Genomic DNA, 16,975 nt, shown 5'->3' on the forward strand with positions numbered 1-16,975 from the left:
ATAAGCCGGGCTTCACCCGTTTTTAAGGATCGAGACGCCATGGCTGCCGACAAGAATGCATTCGTCTGGGAAGACCCGTTCCTGATCGAGGACCAGCTTTCGGAAGACGAGCGCATGGTGCGGGACGGGGCGGCGGCCTTCGCCGCCGACAAGCTCGCGCCGCGCATCGAGGAGGCCTATCTCAACGAAACCTTCGACACGGCGATTTTTCGCGAGATGGGCGAGGCCGGCCTGCTCGGCATCAACATTCCGGAAGAATTCGGCGGCCTCGGCGCCAACTATGTCACCTACGGCCTGGTCGCCCGCGAAGTGGAGCGCGTCGATTCCGGCTATCGTTCGATGATGTCGGTGCAGTCGTCGCTGGTGATGTATCCCATTTATGCCTATGGCTCGGACGAACAGCGCAGGAAGTATCTACCCAAGCTCGCCAGCGGCGAGTGGATAGGCTGTTTCGGCCTGACCGAACCGGATGCCGGCTCCGACCCCGGCGGCATGAAGACGCGCGCCGAGAAGACCGCCAATGGTTACAAGCTTACGGGCTCCAAGATGTGGATCTCCAATGCGCCCGTCGCCGACGTGTTCGTCGTCTGGGCGAAGCTGAAGGGCGAGAACGGCAAGGATGAGATCCGTGGCTTCATCCTGGAAAAGGGCATGAAGGGGCTTTCGGCGCCGAAGATCGGCGGCAAGCTGTCGCTGCGGGCGTCGATCACCGGCGAGGTGGTTATGGAAGGCGTCGAGGTCGGCGAGGATGCTCTGCTGCCCAACGTGTCGGGGCTGAAGGGGCCGTTCGGCTGCCTCAACCGGGCTCGCTACGGCATTTCCTGGGGCTCGATGGGCGCGGCCGAAGATTGCTGGCATCGCGCGCGCCAGTATGGCCTCGACCGCAAGCAGTTCGGCAAGCCGCTGGCCAGCACGCAGCTCTACCAGAAGAAGCTCGCCGACATGCAGACCGAGATCGCGCTCGGGCTGCAGGCCTCGTTGCGCGTCGGGCGGCTGCTCGACGAAGGCAAGATGGCGCCGGAGATGATCTCGATCGTCAAGCGCAACAATTGCGGCAAGGCGCTCGACATCGCCCGCCAGGCGCGCGACATGCATGGCGGCAACGGCATCCAGATCGGCTATCACGTGATGCGCCATGCGCAGAATCTGGAGACGGTCAACACCTATGAGGGCACGCATGACGTGCACGCGCTGATCCTGGGACGGGCGCAGACGGGGATCCAAGCGTTTTTCTGAGGTTCGGTAGCCGTTTAAGTTAGGTGCAGCGCAACATCCGCTTGGAGAATGACGGCCAGATGTGTCAGGGTTCGGCCAGCTAAACGCCGATCTTCCGGGGCTCCATGGCAATTCTGGCCGCCGTCTATCACCTGACCCATTACAAATACGACCGGCCGGTGGTTCTTGGTCCCCAGGTGATCAGGCTCCAGCCGGCGCCACATTCGCGCACCAAAGTGCTCAGCCATTCGTTGAAGGTCGAGCCGGCGAACCACTTCGTCAATCTCCAGCAGGACCCCTACGGCAATTTCCTCGCCCGTTTCGTCTTTCCCGACCCGGTGAGCGAACTCAAGATCGAGGTCGACCTCGTCGCCGACATGACGGTCTACAACCCGTTCGATTTCTTCGTCGAGGAGACGGCGGAAAATTTCCCGTTCGAGTATCCGGAAGAGACACGCAACGACCTCGCCATCTATCGCACACCGGAACCGGCAGGCCCGCTGCTGTCGGCGTTCCTGAAAACCATCGATACCAGCCCGAAAAACACGGTCAATTTTCTCGTCGACCTCAATGCCCGGCTGCAGCGCGAAATCGCCTATATCGTGCGTATGGAGACCGGCGTGTTCTCGCCGGAGGAAACGCTGGCGGCCGCCAAAGGGTCGTGCCGCGATTCGAGCTGGCTGCTGGTGCAGATCCTGCGCAATCTAGGCATCGCCGCGCGCTTTGTCTCGGGCTATCTGATCCAGCTCAAGCCCGACCTCGTCGCGCTCGATGGGCCGGCCGGTACATCAGTGGATTTCACTGACCTGCACGCCTGGTGCGAGGTCTATCTTCCCGGCGCTGGCTGGATCGGTTTCGACCCGACTTCGGGCCTGCTTACGGGCGAGAGCCATGTACCGCTTGCCGCCACCCCGCATTTTCGCAATGCAGCGCCCATTTCCGGCATGGCGAGCTTTGCCAATGTCGAGTTCGGCTTCGACATGCGGGTCGACCGCATCGCGGAGCATCCGCGCATCACCAAGCCGTTCTCGGATGAAAGCTGGCATGCGCTTGATGCGCTCGGCAACAAGGTCGATGCGGCGCTGGCGGACGGGGATGTACGGCTGACCATGGGCGGCGAGCCGACCTTCGTGTCGATCGACGATTTCGAGTCCGCCGAGTGGAACACCGCCGCCGTCGGCCCGACAAAACGCGAAAAGGCCGATGCGCTGATCCGGAGGCTGCGCGAGCGCTTCGCGCCTGGCGGCTTCCTCCATTATGGCCAAGGCAAATGGTACCCCGGCGAAAGCTTACCGCGCTGGACCTTTTCGCTCTACTGGCGCACCGACGGCCAGCCGGTGTGGAGCGACCCGTCGCTGATCGCGCGGGAGAAAAGCGAAGCCGATATCGGTCCGAAGCAGGCCGAGAGCCTGCTGACCGCGATCGCCGGCGAGCTCGGCATCGAAACGTCCATGGTCAGCGAAGCCTATGAGGATCCGGCCGAGTGGCTGCTCAAGGAAGGCAAGCTGCCGGAGAATGTCGATCCGTCCAATTCGAAGCTGGAGGATCCCGAAGAGCGCAGCCGCATGGCGACGGTGTTCGAACGCGGGCTAACCAAGCCGTCGGGCTATGTGCTGCCGGTGCAGCGCTGGAACAGCCAGGCGTCGGGCCAGCGCTGGCGCTCGGAAAAATGGACGACGCGGCGCGGGCGGCTGTTCCTGGTGCCGGGCGATTCACCGGTCGGCTACCGCCTGCCGCTCGGCACGCTGCCTCACGTGCCGCCGGAGCAGTTTCCCTATATCGTTCCGGTCGATCCGTCGCAGCCGCGCGGTGCGCTGCCCGTGCGGGAGGCGATCTTGCCCATGGCGGCTCCGGCCGATCCTCAGGGCGCCGATGAAATGGCACGCCGCCAGCAGGCGGCATCGTTCACGGCCGCGACCGCCCAGCAGGACCGGGTCGAGCAGGAGATCACCGAGATCGGCGGCGCGGTGCGTACCGCGCTTTCGGTCGAGCCGCGCGAGGGACGGCTCTGCGTGTTCATGCCGCCGGTCGAGGCGCTGGAAGATTATCTTGAGCTGGTGGCAGCAGCCGAGAACGCGGCCAAGGCGATCAGGTTGCCAGTGCACATCGAGGGCTACGGCCCGCCGCATGATCCGCGCCTCAACGTCATCCGCGTCGCGCCGGACCCTGGCGTCATCGAGGTCAACATCCACCCGGCTGCCAACTGGCAGGACTGCGTGGCGACGACCACGGCGATCTACGAGGAGGCGCGGCAAACGCGGCTTGGCGCGGATAAATTCATGATCGACGGCCGCCACACCGGCACCGGCGGCGGCAACCATGTTGTGGTCGGCGGCGCGACCCCCAATGACAGCCCGTTTCTGCGCCGCCCCGATCTTTTGAAGAGCCTGGTGCTGCAATGGCAGCGGCATCCCTCGCTGTCTTATCTCTTCTCCGGCCTGTTCATCGGCCCGACCAGCCAGGCGCCGCGCTTCGACGAGGCGCGCCACGATTCGCTCTACGAGCTTGAAATCGCCATGGCGCAGGTGCCGCGTCCGGACCAGGGCAGCCTGCCTTTGCCATGGCTGGTCGACCGGCTGTTCCGCAACCTTTTGACCGACGTCACAGGGAACACGCATCGCTCGGAAATCTGCATCGACAAGCTGTTTTCGCCTGATGGACCGACCGGACGGCTGGGCCTGGTGGAATTCCGCGGCTTCGAGATGCCGCCCAATGCGCGCATGAGCCTGGCGCAGCAACTGCTGGTCAGGGCGATCATCGCCCGTGCCTGGAAGAACCCGCTCGACGGCCGTTTCGTGCGCTGGGGCACGTCGCTGCACGACCGCTTCATGCTGCCGCATCATGTCTGGGCGGATTTTCTCGGCGTTCTCGACGACCTCAAGCTCAACGGTTTCACGTTCCGCCCCGAATGGTTCGACGCGCAGCTCGAGTTCCGCTTTCCCTTCTGCGGCGAGGTCCAATATGCGGGCGTCAAGCTGGAACTGCGGCAGGCCCTGGAGCCGTGGCATGTCATGGGCGAGCAGGGGGCCATCGGCGGCACCGTGCGCTTCGTCGATTCCTCGGTCGAAAGGTTGCAGGTCAAGACCGAAGGGCTCAATCCGGAGCGCCATGCCGTCGTCTGCAACGGCCGCATCGTGCCGATGAAGGTTACCGACAACAGGGAGGTCGCGGTGGCGGGCGTGCGCTTCAAGGCGTGGCAGCCCGCTTCGGGCCTGCATCCGGCACTGCCGGTCAATACGCCGCTGGTGTTCGATATCTACGACCGTTGGTCGGGTCGGGCGGTTGGCGGCTGCGTCTATCATGTCGCGCATCCGGGCGGGCGCAGCTACGACACTTTTCCGGTCAACGGCAACGAGGCGGAAGCGCGCCGGCTCGCCCGCTTCGAGGCGCGCGGCCACACGCCGTCGGCCTATGTGTTGCGCGAGGAACAACCCACGGAAGATTTCCCCATGACGCTTGACCTTCGGCGTCCACCAAGATTCTGATCTGACATGGCAAAGGGGAATCACAAGCGGGTACGCGGCAAGGCGCAGATCCATCGCCTGCTGGAGCACTACCAGCCGATCGACGGCGTCGTCGACGAGATGGTCGACGCTTCGGGCAATCCCCGTCCGGCCTGGAAGCATTTCATCGAGGCGCTCGACGATCTCGGCGCCGAAGAACTCGCCCAGCGTTTTGCCCGTGCCGACCAGTATCTGCGCGACGCCGGCGTCTATTACCGCGTCTACGACAAGGCCGGCGCCAACGAGCGCGAATGGCCGCTGGCGCATGTCCCGGTGCTCATCGAGGACGCCGAGTGGGCAGTGATCAGCGCCGGCCTGGTGCAGCGCGCCGAGCTGTTCGAGGAGATCATCGCCGATATATACGGGCCGAACCGGCTGGTCGAAAAGGGCATCCTGCCGGCCGGTCTGATCGCGGCAAGCCCCGAATATTTGCGGCCGGTGGTCGGCACCAGGCCGGCCGACGGCCATTTCCTGCATTTCTGCGCCTTCGAACTCGGCCGCGGGCCGGACGGCCGCTGGTGGGTGCTGGGCGACCGCACTCAGGCACCATCCGGCGCCGGTTTCGCGCTGGAGAACCGCGTCGCCACCACACGCGCGCTGTCGGACATCTATGGCGAGATGCATGTGCACCGGCTTGCCGGCTTCTTCCGGCGTTTCCGCGACGCGCTGATCGGCATGGCCAGGGAAGCCGACGGCCGCGTCGCCATTCTGACGCCTGGACCGCTCAACGAAACCTATTACGAACACGCCTATATCGCCCGCTATCTCGGCATCATGCTGCTCGAAGGCGAGGACCTGACCGTTTCCGGGGGCCGGCTGATGGTGCGCACAGTTTCCGGGCTGATGCCGATCAGCGTGCTGTGGCGGCGGCTGGACGCGGCGTTCGCCGATCCGTTGGAACTGCGCTCGGAGTCGCAGATCGGTACGCCGGGCCTGATCGAGGCGATCCGGCAAGGCAGCGTGTCCACCGTCAATGCGCTCGGCTCGGGCCTGATGGAAACGCGCGCGCTGCTTGCCTTCCTGCCCAAGATCGCGCGCGAATTGCGGGGCGAGGAACTCGAGCTGCCCACCGTCGCGACATGGTGGTGCGGTCAGGCATCCGACCGAGCGCATGTGCTCGCCAATATCGACCGCATGGTGATTGGGCCGGCGCTGTCGACGAGGCTGGCCTTCGAGGACGACGACCAGACCAAGCTCGGCGCGGCGCTGTCGGCCGGGGAGCGGGCCGACCTGGTGGCGCGCATCGAGCGCGACGGCGACGCTTTCGTCGGCCAGGAAGCGGTGACGCTTTCGACGACGCCCGTCTATGTGGGCGGATGGCTGGAGCCGCGGCCGGCGAGCCTGCGTGTCTACCTGGCGCGCACGCCCGAGGGCTGGACGGTGATGCCGGGCGGGTTCGCCCGCGTCGGCCTGTCGCTCGATCCGACGGCGATCGCCATGCAGCGCGGCGGCCAGGCGGCCGACGTATGGGTAGTCAGCGACCGGCCGGTGGAGCGCGAGACGCTGCTGCCACAAGAGGGTGACAGCTTCAGCCGCACCAGGCCGGGCAGCCTGCCCAGCCGCGCAGCGGAAAACCTGACCTGGCTCGGCCGCTACATCGAACGCTCGGAAGACACGGTGCGCATCCTGCGCGCCTATCATGTGCGGCTCGCCGAAACTTCCGATCCGGATATGCCGCTGCTGGCCGACATCAGGGATCATCTCGAACCGCTCGGCATCGATGTCGAAACAGCGATCCCATCGGGGCTGATCGGCACGCTGGACAGCGCGGTCTACAGCGCCGGCCAGATCCGCGACCGTTTCTCGCCGGACGGCTGGCTGGCGCTCAAGGACTTGTCGAAGACCATCCATCAGTTCGCGACGACGGTGGCGCCGGGGGATGACGCGACGCGGGCGATGACCGTCATCCTGCGCAAGCTCGCCGGTTTTTCCGGCCTGCTGCACGAGAACATGTACCGCTTCGCGGGCTGGCGCTTCCTGGAGATCGGCCGGCGGCTGGAGCGCGGCATACAGATCGCCAGCACGCTCGCCCGGCTGACCAGTGACAAGGCGCCGGACGGCGCGCTCGACATGATGCTGGAGATCGGCGACAGCGTCATGACGCACCGGCGGCAGTACCCTGTGCAAGCCGGCCGCCGCACGGTGATCGACCTTCTTGCGCTCGATCCGCTCAACCCGCGTTCCATCCTGTTCCAGCTCGAACGGCTGAAGGCCGAGATCGGACTGCTGCCGGCGATCGGTGGCGAGGGGCACATGTCGCCTGCTGCCAAGGAAATCCTGCAGCTCAACACAGCCATCGCCATCAAGGAGCCAGCGGACATGACGGTGAAGGCGCTGAACGATCTCGCCGGCGAGATAGGCGGGCTCTACAGCAGCCTAGCCAAGGCCTATTTCGGATAAGGCGGCGCTCCGGCATGCTCTACGACATCAGGCTTCACCTTCACTATGACTACGCCGCCGTCGCCGGCGGCGGCCGTCACCAGGTGCGCGTGTTGCCGCCGACCATCGACGGCGTGCAGCGCGTCGTCGCAGCGTCGCTATCCTTCGCGCCGGCGCCAAACGAACGCTCGGATTTTTCCGATTTCTTCGGCAACAACGTCACCTCGATCGCCTTCCGCGACGCGCATGACGCGCTCGACATCAGGATGAGCGCGCGCGTGGCGGTGTCGCGACCGGAACTCGGGCTCGACGTGTCGCCCGATCTTAGCCGGCTGCGTCAGGAGCTCGCCGCCATGCGCTCCCTGGCGCCGGATACACCGCACCATTTCCTGGCCGCCAGCGGTCACGCCGGCATCGATGCGGCGATCACCGCCTATGCGCGCGATAGCGTCGGCGGCTCGGCCGCCGGTACGGCGATGAACCTCTGCAATCGCATCCACCGCGATTTCACCTATGATGGCGAGGCGACAACCGTGCGGACCCTGGCTGGCGACGCATTCCGGCTGAAGCGCGGGGTGTGCCAGGATTTCTCGCATATCATGATCGCCGGCCTGCGCGGGCTTGGCATACCGGCCGGCTATGTCAGCGGCTTCCTGCGCACCATTCCGCCCAAGGGCAAGGCCAGGCTGGAGGGCGCCGACGCCATGCATGCATGGGTCAAGGTGTGGTGCGGGCGCGATGCCGGCTGGCAGGAGTTCGACCCGACCAACGGCATGCGGGCCTCCAACGATCACATCACCGTCGGCTATGGCCGTGACTATTCGGATGTCGCGCCGATCGTCGGCGTTCTCAAGACCACCGGCGGACAGGTCGGAGAGCAAGCCGTCGACGTTATTCCGGTGGTGCTGGAGAAGACCTGACGTCAGGCCTGCTTGCGCAAAGCGCCTTGCAGGGTTCCGCCCGACGTGGGTGGCCGCCGACTTTTCGGACAGGAATGGAACCAGTGCTCGGCCCAGAGGCTTATCTACGGGTGTTTCCGTGGGGCCAGCATGCTGCAGAAATCCGGATTGACTATCGACGGCGAGGCCGCACCAAAGAACGGCGCTCAGATCTCTGCCGAGGATGCCGCACTGATCTATGTCAGCGATACCGAGCCCGGTATCCGCCGACTGAAAGCGGGCAAGGGATTTTCCTACAGGGGACCTGACGGAAGGCCGGTCTCGGATGCCACCCGAGCGCGCATCGAGGCGATCGTTATCCCGCCGGCCTGGACGGATGTGTGGATCTCGCCCGAGGCGGACGGCCATATCCAGGCAACCGGCAGGGATCAGCGCGGGCGCAAGCAATATCGCTACCATCCGCGTTGGGCCGAGGAACGCGACAGCGCCAAATATTCGAGCCTTGTCGCTTTCGCCGAAAGCCTGCCGGAGCTTCGGCGCAGGATCGACAGCGACCTGCGCCGCCATGGCCTGCCGCTCGAACGCGTCGTCGCCGCGATCGTCTGGCTGCTCGACAACACCATGATCCGAGTCGGCAACGCCGCTTACGCCCGCGACAACAAGAGCTTCGGCCTGACGACGCTGCGGGACCGCCATGTCGACATCAAGGGATCGAGCCTGCGGTTCGCCTTCAAGGGCAAATCGGGCAAGGAATGGAAATTGAAGCTGGTCGATCGCCGCATCGCGCGAATCGTGCGGGGCGCGCAGGACCTGCCGGGCCAAAAGCTGTTCCAGTATCTCGATGAGGACGGCAACAGACACCCGGTGCGCTCCGAGGACGTCAACCGCTACATCCGCGAGGCCATCGGCGATGCATTCAGCTCGAAACATTTCCGTACATGGGGCGGCACCATTCACGCCGCGTCGCTGTTCGCGCAAACGGTGCTGCCCGACAGCCAGGCACAGCAGAAACGGGCGATGAACAGCGTCATCGACAGGGTCGCCGAGCGGCTGGGCAACACGCGCGCCGTCTGCCGCCAATGCTATATCCATCCGCAAGTCTTCGAAGCATGGCTGCAGGGACGGCTGCTTGCCGAAATGGCGGAAGCCAACAAGCGCAAACGGTCGATAGACGGTCTCGATGACGAGGAAGCGCTCGTGCTGCGATGGCTGAAGACGCACGAAAGCGGACCCGCGGCAACCACCGGCCGCTGAATCCACGGCGCCTCGATTTTTTTATCGACGCCGTGTCGGGATCGGTCCTAGTGTTTCGTCCTTTGACACAGAAGGGGACAAACCATGCTCTACGCGATCTTGTGCTATGCTTCCGAAGACGTCGTCTGCTCCTGGAGCAAGGAGCAGGATGACAAGGTCATGGCCAACATCCTCGATGTCCAGCAGAAATACGCGGACGCCGGCCGGCTTGGCCCGGTGGCGCGGCTTTTGCCGACGACGGCGGCGACGACGCTGAGGAAGGTCAAGGGCGAATCGATCGTCATCGACGGGCCGTTCGCCGAGACCAAGGAACAGTTCCTCGGCTTCTACACGCTCGAATGCGCCGATCTCGACGAGGCGGTGGAGTTCGCGCGCGAACTTTCCGAGGTCAATCCGAGCGGCGGCTCCTACGAAATCCGGCCGGTATCCATCTTCAATCCCACTAGGGTCGCCGTATGACCGAACTTGCCTGGATCAGCTCAGCGATCAGCGCCGCTCGCCCGCAGGCGATGGGTGCGCTGCTGCGCTATTTCCGCGACCTCGATACGGCGGAGGAAGCTTTCCAGGACGCTTGCCTCAGGGCGCTGAAGAACTGGCCGCAGAACGGTCCGCCGCGCGATCCGGCGGCCTGGCTGATCTTCGTCGGACGCAACAGCGGCATCGACGCGGTGCGCAAGCGCGCCAAGCAGGCGCCGATGCCGGAAGAGGACCAGATATCTGATCTCGAGGACGCAGAGAGCGACATCGCCGAGCGGCTCGATGGCGCGCACTACCGCGACGACATATTGCGGCTGCTATTCATCTGCTGCCATCCCGACCTGCCGGCAACGCAGCAGATCGCGGTGGCGCTGCGCATCGTCTCCGGCCTTACGGTCAAGCAGATCGCGCGCGCCTTCCTGGTCGGCGAAAGCGCCATGGAGCAGCGCATCACCCGCGCCAAGGCACGTATCGCCGACGCAGGCGTGCCGTTCGAGACGCCGGGCGCGGTGGAGCGCTCGGAGCGGCTCGCCGCGGTCGCGGCCATGGTCTACCTGATCTTCAACGAGGGCTATTCGACCAACAGCGGCGAGGCGCCGGCCCGCGCGCCGCTGTGCGAAGAGGCGATCCGGCTGGCCCGGCTGCTGCTCAGGCTGTTCCAGACCGAGCCGGAGATCATGGGGCTGACGGCGCTGCTGCTGCTCCAGCATGCGCGCGCACCGGCTCGTTTCGATGCGGACGGCGAGATCGTGCTGCTCGAGGATCAGGACCGCAGCCTGTGGAGCCGCAAGATGATCGACGAGGGGCTGGCGCTGGTCGACAAGGCACTGCGCCACCGCAAGCCCGGCCCTTACCAGGTGCAGGCGGCGATTGCCGCGCTGCATGCGCGGGCCGCGAAGGCCGAGGACACGGACTGGGTGGAGATCGACCTGCTCTACGGCCTGCTCGAACAGATGCAGCCGTCGCCCGTCGTCACCCTCAACCGTGCGGTCGCGGCCTCCAAGGTGCGTGGCCCGGAGGCCGCGCTCGCCATGATCGAGCCGCTGGAGCAGAGGCTTTCCGGCTATTTTCATTTCTTCGGCCTCAAGGGCGGGCTTTTGATGCAGCTCGACCGGGGCGAGGAGGCGCGGGTGGCCTTCGACCGCGCCATCGCGCTTGCCAACACGGCGGCGGAAGCGGCCCATATACGCATGCATATCGACCGGCTGATGAAGGACAGCGCAGCGCGCACCGCAAGCTGACGCTGGTTCAATGGTCTGGCCCGGGCTTGGACCATGCCGGGGTGGCGATTTTTTCCTGAAACCGCTATTGGCACGCCAAGACAGCGCCACCCTGCGCCTCATCGCATAGGGAACGCACGGCGCAATGCTTTGACCACGCCACATGAATGGCGGGATCTGAAAGGGACAGACATGACGATAGCGAAGGAAACCGCCGAGCTGCTGGCGAAACTGGGTGTTGCCAAGGAGGTGCTTGCCGGCGGCGACCTGATCGTGCGCAGCCCGGTGACGGGCGAGCAGATCGCGGCATTGAGCACGATCTCACAGGCCGATGCGGCCAGGACCATCGATGCCGCGCACAAGGCGTTCCAGGCCTGGCGGCTGGTACCGGGCCCGAAGCGCGGCGAGCTGGTGCGGCTGCTCGGCGAGGAATTGCGCGCGCACAAGGCCGAACTTGGCCGGCTGGTGTCGATCGAGGTCGGCAAGATCCCCTCGGAAGGGCTCGGCGAAGTGCAGGAGATGATCGACATCTGCGACTTCGCCGTCGGTCTTTCCAGGCAATTGTACGGGCTGACCATCGCCACCGAGCGTCCGGGACATCGCATGATGGAAACCTGGCATCCGCTCGGCGTGGTCGGCGTCATCTCCGCCTTCAACTTCCCGGTCGCGGTGTGGTCGTGGAATGCGGCGCTGGCGCTGGTCTGCGGCGATGCGGTGGTATGGAAGCCTTCCGAAAAAACGCCGCTGACGGCGCTGGCCTGCGAGGCGATCTTCAAGCGCGCCGTCAAGCGCTTCGGCACTGATGCGCCGGAAGGGCTCGCGTCGGTGCTGATCGGCGACCGCGCCGTCGGCGAGATTCTGGTCGATCATCCCAAGGTGCCGCTGGTCTCCGCCACCGGCTCGACCCGCATGGGCCGCGACGTCGGCCCGCGCCTGGCCAAGCGCTTTGCACGCGCGGTGCTGGAGCTCGGCGGCAACAATGCCGGCATCGTCTGCCCGACCGCCGATCTCGACATGGCGTTGCGCGCGATTGCCTTTGGCGCGATGGGCACGGCGGGCCAGCGCTGCACGACGCTGAGGCGCCTGTTCGTGCATGACAGCATCTACGACGCCTTGGTACCGCGGCTGAAGAAGGCCTATCAGAGCGTCTCTGTCGGCAATCCGCTGGAGACGTCGGCCCTCGTTGGGCCGCTGATCGACAAGGCAGCCTACGAAGCCATGCAGAAGGCGCTGCAGGAAGCGTCCGCCCACGGCGGCAAGGTGACCGGCGGCACGCGGGTCGAGAATGGCCATCCGGACGCCTACTACGTGCATCCGGCGCTAGTCGAAATGCCCAGCCAAGTGTCGCCGGTGACCGAAGAGACGTTCGCGCCGATCCTCTATGTGATGAAGTATTCCGATTTCGACGCCGTGCTTGACGAGCACAATGCGGTGGGAGCGGGGCTGTCGTCGTCGATCTTCACCCGCGACCTGCAGGAGTCCGAGCGCTTTCTCGGCGTCGACGGCTCGGACTGCGGCATCGCCAATGTCAATATCGGCACGTCGGGCGCCGAGATCGGCGGAGCCTTCGGTGGTGAAAAGGAAACCGGCGGCGGCCGCGAGAGCGGCTCCGATGCGTGGAAAGCCTATATGCGCCGCGCCACCAACACGGTGAACTATTCCAAGGCGCTGCCGCTCGCCCAGGGTGTCTCCTTCGACATCGAGTGACATTGCGGGTTCCGGCTCGGGTGACCTTGCGCACCCGGGCCGTTCTGCGGCCTGAGGTTCACTGCTGAGGGCAGTTATGCTGTCATTCTTCGTATGGTGCTGACGTCCCGCCGCCGAGGCGGTTTTTTTGTTTCAAAGGATACACAGCGGCACGGACCGCCTTCATAGCCTGGGCAGCGGCGAGTCTCTCAGTGGTCGGTGGAAAAGCATGCTGCGAAGGCGGCATCCACGATGGCCAGCTTGGCGGCCTGGACGGTCATGTATTCCTGAAAGAAGCGGTGCGAGACCCACATCACGGAATTGCCGCGCTGGCCCAGCCAGCCGATGCTGCCGAGCGCCTCGGCATCGCGTAGTTTTCGGGCGAGGTGGGTGCGCGACAGTTTGAGCCAACTGGCGAATTCCGCCACCGAGACCACGCTGGTCGGAATCCGATCTAGGCCGGCATGGTCGGGGTCGATGCCGGACATGAGCCGATCCATGACGATGCCGCCATTGTTGAGCCAGATGAACAGGGAAAAGGTCTGGTTGGGTTCGCGCACCGGTTTGGACGAAAGCAGGCCGTCGGCCACGAGGGGCTGCAGGGCGGCGAGCATATCGGGCCGCTCCAGGTATCTCGCCAGCCGGTCCGCGCCGTCGAGTCGGTCAAGGGTCCGTAGATGTGCGTGCACCCATCCGGTGAATGTCCGCACCGTGTCCGCTGTCGGCTGCAACGGGTGGGTGCGCCCGTCTCCGCCCGCGACGTATTCGGCGATGCGGTAATTCAGCATCTCCTTGATGAAAGCGTCGGCGGTGTTGCGGCTGGCGACCTTGTGCTGATGCACGAACTCGATGAAGCGCGACACCGTCAACGCGGTGCGACGGTCGCCCGGGTCGCGCCTGAAATGCATGGCAAGGCCGACATGGCCCATCAGCCAGCGCTGCTGCGTGGCGAATATGGAAGCAAGCCGCGGGCTGGCTTCGTAGATGTGGATCAGCGCCAACGACTGCTTCTGGACGTGGCGGTGCAGATCCGGATGAGCGGCTATGTCCTCGATGTCCAGCATCCGCCTCCTTCTGGTTGGCCAAGCTTACTGCGCTCCAAGAGCGGGTCGCGTCGAAGCGGATTCATGCGACGCGCTTTTGGCTTTTTTCGTGCATGTCGTCCTCCCAAAAACCGAGGTTACTTTTGGGCGACATGCATTAAGACATTTTCAGCCTTGCGCTTTTGTGTCCAGATGAGACAGCTCGGACTAAAGTCCAGTTCTGTAGCCAATGATGGCGGCGAGACGTCGGCGGCAACCCACACGGCGGCAAGTACGGCGCGCTTAGCGATCTGGACAACCGCAGCTACGCCCCGGGTGTCGTCCTGCCGCCCGGCCATGATGGGCTGACGCGGGGTCCGCCGGCGCATACGCATCGGGAGGCCGCCGATGGCGGGTTCTGCCGCCTACTCGGCCGCCTGAACGCGATGTGCCTGGATGATGGCGCGGATCTCAGAGCGGCAGGAGCCGCAATTGGTGCCTGCCTTCAGCGCGGCGCCGATGGCTTCCACGTTCGTGCAGCCGGAAGCCACCGCCGCCGTGATCTGGTTGATCCCGACGTTGAAACAGGAGCAGACGGTCGCGCCGGCATCGGGCCGTTCGGCGCCGGCGCGGCCGGCGACGATGCGGAAGCGCTCGCGTTGGCTGGCATGGGCCTCTTCGAGCTGCTGCGTTGCCCATCCGCGCGACACGGCGACCGGGCCGGGAGCGACGAACAGGGCGCCCGCGAGCTGTACGCCATCGAAGGCGGCGATGCGATGCTGGCCGGCATCGCGGTCGTGATAGGCGAGTATTTCGGCATCGGTCGAGGCGCCGAACAGGGATTGGGCAAAAGTCGTCCAGTCGATTTTGTCGTCTGCAAAGGCGAGCTCGACCCGCCAGCCATCCCTGCAGCGGGCCACGGCCCAATAGTCGCCGGCGATCGCTTCGGGCCTTTGTCGGGTCACGGCGAAGCCGAACGCCATCGCGGCGAATTTCTCGATGTGCACCGCGACGTGCTTCAGTGCCGGCTGGCCGGAAACTGGGTCGGTGAGTGGCGCGGTGAGCGTGTCGAGCCGGCCCTTGGCGGTGAACTGGTCCGTCCAGTGCATCGGCGCGAAGATGCTGCCCCGGCGCTGGCGGGACGTGATCAGCGCGCGCACGAGCACGGCGCCGCGCGGGCTGGAAACGCGCGCGATGTCGGCGTCGCCGATGCCGTATCGCGCGGCGTCGTCGGGATGAATCTCGACGAAGGGTTCGGCGATGTGCTGCGACAGACGCGGGCTTTTGCCGGTGCGTGTCATGGTGTGCCAATGGTCGCGGACACGGCCGGTGTTGAGGATGAGGGGGAATTTCTCGTCCGTGCGGGTTTCCGTGACAGGGCGGACGGCGATGAAGCGCGCCTTGCGGTCGGGCGTGTAGAAATTGCCGTCGGCGAAGAAGCGGGTGTTCGGTGGCCCTGCTTTATCGTTCTCCGGTTGGGGCTCAGCTTGAACGTTCCCCTCCGAGAGATGTCGAGCCCAGGCGCCCCCCTCTGTCCTGCCGGACATCTCCCCCTCTAGGGGGGAGATCGGCAGTTTTGTCGACGGCGCTCGTCCTGCGGTATCGGCGATTGGCGAAGGCCGTCGTGGCATCCAATCTCCCCCCTTGAGGGGGAGATGGCCGGCAGGCCAGAGGGGGGCGCCTGGGCTCGGCGCCGGCCATTGGAATGGCGCAAGCGCTTCGTAAGCTTTCTCATCGACACCGGCATACCAACCAATATCGAAATCGCGCGCGCCATCATTCTCGAAGCCCGACAGCGCCGCGTGCTCGGCGAATATCCCGGCCGGCGCGTCATAGGAAAACGCCTCGCCAAACCCCATCCGCCGCGCCACTTCCGCAATGATCCACCAATCTGGCCGCGCCTCGCCGGGCGCGGCCAGGAACGGGCGCTGGCGCGAGATGCGGCGCTCGGAATTGGTAACGGTGCCGTCCTTCTCGCCCCAGGCGGTGGCCGGCAGCCGGACATGGGCATGGCGCACCGTGTCTGTGTCGGCCTGCACGTCCGACACCACCACAAACGGGCAGGCCTTGATCGCTGCTTCGACGGCGTCGGCATCGGGCATCGAATCGACAGGATTGGTGGCGAGGATCCACAGCGCCTTGATCCGCCCGTCGGCGACCGCCCGGAACATGTCGACCGCTTTCAGGCCGGGCTTTTGCGCGATGTCAGGTGCATTCCAGAAGCGCTTCACGCGTTCGCGATGCCCCGAATTTTCAATCTCCATATGCGCGGCCAGCATGTTGGCCATGCCGCCGACCTCGCGTCCGCCCATGGCGTTGGGCTGGCCGGTGACCGAGAACGGCCCGGCGCCGGGCCTGCCGATGCGACCGGTGGCGAGGTGGCAGTTGGTGATGGCGTTGACCTTGTCGGTGCCGGACGACGACTGGTTGACGCCTTGGCTATAGACCGTGACGGTCTTGGCGGTCGCGGCGAACAGGCCGTAGAAGCGGGCGAGCTCGTCCTCGCTCAGGCCCGTGGCGGCAGCGATGCCGGCAAGGTCGAGTGCCGAGGCGGCGAAAAGGGCTTGTCCGAAGCCGGTCGTGTGAGCGGTGATGTAGGCGCGGTCGAGCGCATTGTGCTGGCCGAGCCAGGCGAGCAGGCCGGTGAACAGGGCGACGTCGCCATCCGGTGCGATCGCCAGGTGCATGTCGGCGATATCGGATGTCATGGTGCGGCGGGGGTCGACCAGGACGATCTTCATTTCCGGGCGCTTCTCACGCGCGGCAGCTATGCGCTGGTAGAGCACGGGATGGCACCAGGCGAGATTCGAGCCGACCAGCACGATGAGATCGGCAAGCTCCAGATCCTCGTAGGTTCCGGGCACCGTGTCGGAGCCGAAGGCGCGGCGATGGCCGGCGACCGAGGAGGCCATGCAGAGGCGCGAATTGGTGTCGATATTGGCCGAGCCGATGAACCCCTTCATCAATTTGTTGGCGAGATAATAGTCCTCGGTCAGCAACTGGCCGGAGACATATAAGGCGACCGCATCCGGCCCATGTTCGGCAATGGTTTGCGAGAAGGTCGACGCGACAAGATCGAGTGCCTCGTCCCAGGAGGCGCGGCGGCCGTGGATCTCAGGATGGAGCAGCCTGCCGTCAAGACCTATGGTCTCGGCAAGAGCAGAGCCCTTGGAGCAGAGCCGGCCGAAATTCGCGGGATGATCGGGGTCGCCGCGGACCGACACCTGCCCGTCCGCGGCGACCTTCGCCAGCACGCCGCAGCCTACCCCGCAATAGGGGCAAGTGGTCCTCACCTCGCGTGCTTCGCCAATCTGCATGGG

Annotated in this window: 10 protein-coding genes; 8 read left to right on the forward strand and 2 right to left on the reverse strand. The window is 65.3% G+C overall.

The genetic code is table 11. The annotated features are described in order from the left end of the window. The first annotated feature begins 39 nt into the window (after nt 1-39). From LB545_RS05765 to LB545_RS05800, 8 genes are all read left to right on the forward strand, one after another. On the forward strand, nt 40-1,236 hold the full coding sequence (locus tag LB545_RS05765) for an acyl-CoA dehydrogenase (RefSeq protein WP_140556637.1): 1,197 nt from the start codon (nt 40-42) through the stop codon (nt 1,234-1,236). A 104-nt stretch (nt 1,237-1,340) separates the two neighbouring features. After that, on the forward strand, nt 1,341-4,700 hold the full coding sequence (locus tag LB545_RS05770) for a DUF2126 domain-containing protein (protein WP_224704625.1): 3,360 nt from the start codon (nt 1,341-1,343) through the stop codon (nt 4,698-4,700). A gap of 6 nt (nt 4,701-4,706) precedes the next feature. Beyond that, nucleotides 4,707-7,118, forward strand: coding sequence for a circularly permuted type 2 ATP-grasp protein (locus LB545_RS05775; RefSeq protein ID WP_140556638.1), 2,412 nt, complete (start codon nt 4,707-4,709; stop codon nt 7,116-7,118). A 14-nt stretch (nt 7,119-7,132) separates the two neighbouring features. Beyond that, nucleotides 7,133-8,017: a transglutaminase N-terminal domain-containing protein gene (locus tag LB545_RS05780; protein WP_140522300.1), complete on the forward strand. Its 885-nt coding sequence runs from the start codon at nt 7,133-7,135 to the stop codon at nt 8,015-8,017. Nucleotides 8,018-8,146: 129 nt separating this feature from the next. Then, entirely contained in the window at nt 8,147-9,250 is a 1,104-nt protein-coding gene (locus LB545_RS05785; protein WP_140522299.1) for a DNA topoisomerase IB, read from the forward strand. 84 nt (nt 9,251-9,334) lie between these two features. Then, on the forward strand, nt 9,335-9,709 hold the full coding sequence (locus LB545_RS05790; protein WP_140496184.1) for a YciI family protein: 375 nt from the start codon (nt 9,335-9,337) through the stop codon (nt 9,707-9,709). Then, nucleotides 9,706-10,968, forward strand: a complete 1,263-nt coding sequence (locus LB545_RS05795) for an RNA polymerase sigma factor (protein ID WP_140556641.1) — start codon at nt 9,706-9,708, stop codon at nt 10,966-10,968. The genes LB545_RS05790 and LB545_RS05795 overlap by 4 nt, the downstream gene beginning before the upstream one ends. A gap of 171 nt (nt 10,969-11,139) precedes the next feature. Continuing rightward, on the forward strand, nt 11,140-12,654 hold the full coding sequence (locus LB545_RS05800; protein WP_140671476.1) for an aldehyde dehydrogenase family protein: 1,515 nt from the start codon (nt 11,140-11,142) through the stop codon (nt 12,652-12,654). A gap of 188 nt (nt 12,655-12,842) precedes the next feature. Here the strand turns inward: LB545_RS05800 and LB545_RS05805 are convergent, their stop codons facing one another. Then, nucleotides 12,843-13,697: a hypothetical protein gene (locus LB545_RS05805; protein ID WP_224704627.1), complete on the reverse strand. Its 855-nt coding sequence runs from the start codon at nt 13,695-13,697 to the stop codon at nt 12,843-12,845. Nucleotides 13,698-14,080: 383 nt separating this feature from the next. After that, nucleotides 14,081-16,972: a nitrate reductase gene (locus tag LB545_RS05810; RefSeq protein ID WP_224704629.1), complete on the reverse strand. Its 2,892-nt coding sequence runs from the start codon at nt 16,970-16,972 to the stop codon at nt 14,081-14,083. Nucleotides 16,973-16,975 lie beyond the last annotated feature (3 nt).

Origin of the sequence: Mesorhizobium sp. BR1-1-6 (assembly GCF_020165355.1) — a bacterium.
GTDB lineage: Bacteria > Pseudomonadota > Alphaproteobacteria > Rhizobiales > Rhizobiaceae > Mesorhizobium.

What these genes read in the sequence shown, in the direction of transcription:
- LB545_RS05805 (WP_224704627.1), bottom strand. Translation starts at nt 13,697, where the DNA reads ATGCTGGACATCGAGGACATAGCCGCTCATCCGGATCTGCACCGCCAC.
- LB545_RS05810 (WP_224704629.1), bottom strand. Translation starts at nt 16,972, where the DNA reads ATGCAGATTGGCGAAGCACGCGAGGTGAGGACCACTTGCCCCTATTGC.
- LB545_RS05765 (WP_140556637.1), top strand. Translation starts at nt 40, where the DNA reads ATGGCTGCCGACAAGAATGCATTCGTCTGGGAAGACCCGTTCCTGATC.
- LB545_RS05800 (WP_140671476.1), top strand. Translation starts at nt 11,140, where the DNA reads ATGACGATAGCGAAGGAAACCGCCGAGCTGCTGGCGAAACTGGGTGTT.
- LB545_RS05795 (WP_140556641.1), top strand. Translation starts at nt 9,706, where the DNA reads ATGACCGAACTTGCCTGGATCAGCTCAGCGATCAGCGCCGCTCGCCCG.
- LB545_RS05785 (WP_140522299.1), top strand. Translation starts at nt 8,147, where the DNA reads ATGCTGCAGAAATCCGGATTGACTATCGACGGCGAGGCCGCACCAAAG.
- LB545_RS05775 (WP_140556638.1), top strand. Translation starts at nt 4,707, where the DNA reads ATGGCAAAGGGGAATCACAAGCGGGTACGCGGCAAGGCGCAGATCCAT.
- LB545_RS05770 (WP_224704625.1), top strand. Translation starts at nt 1,341, where the DNA reads ATGGCAATTCTGGCCGCCGTCTATCACCTGACCCATTACAAATACGAC.
- LB545_RS05790 (WP_140496184.1), top strand. Translation starts at nt 9,335, where the DNA reads ATGCTCTACGCGATCTTGTGCTATGCTTCCGAAGACGTCGTCTGCTCC.
- LB545_RS05780 (WP_140522300.1), top strand. Translation starts at nt 7,133, where the DNA reads ATGCTCTACGACATCAGGCTTCACCTTCACTATGACTACGCCGCCGTC.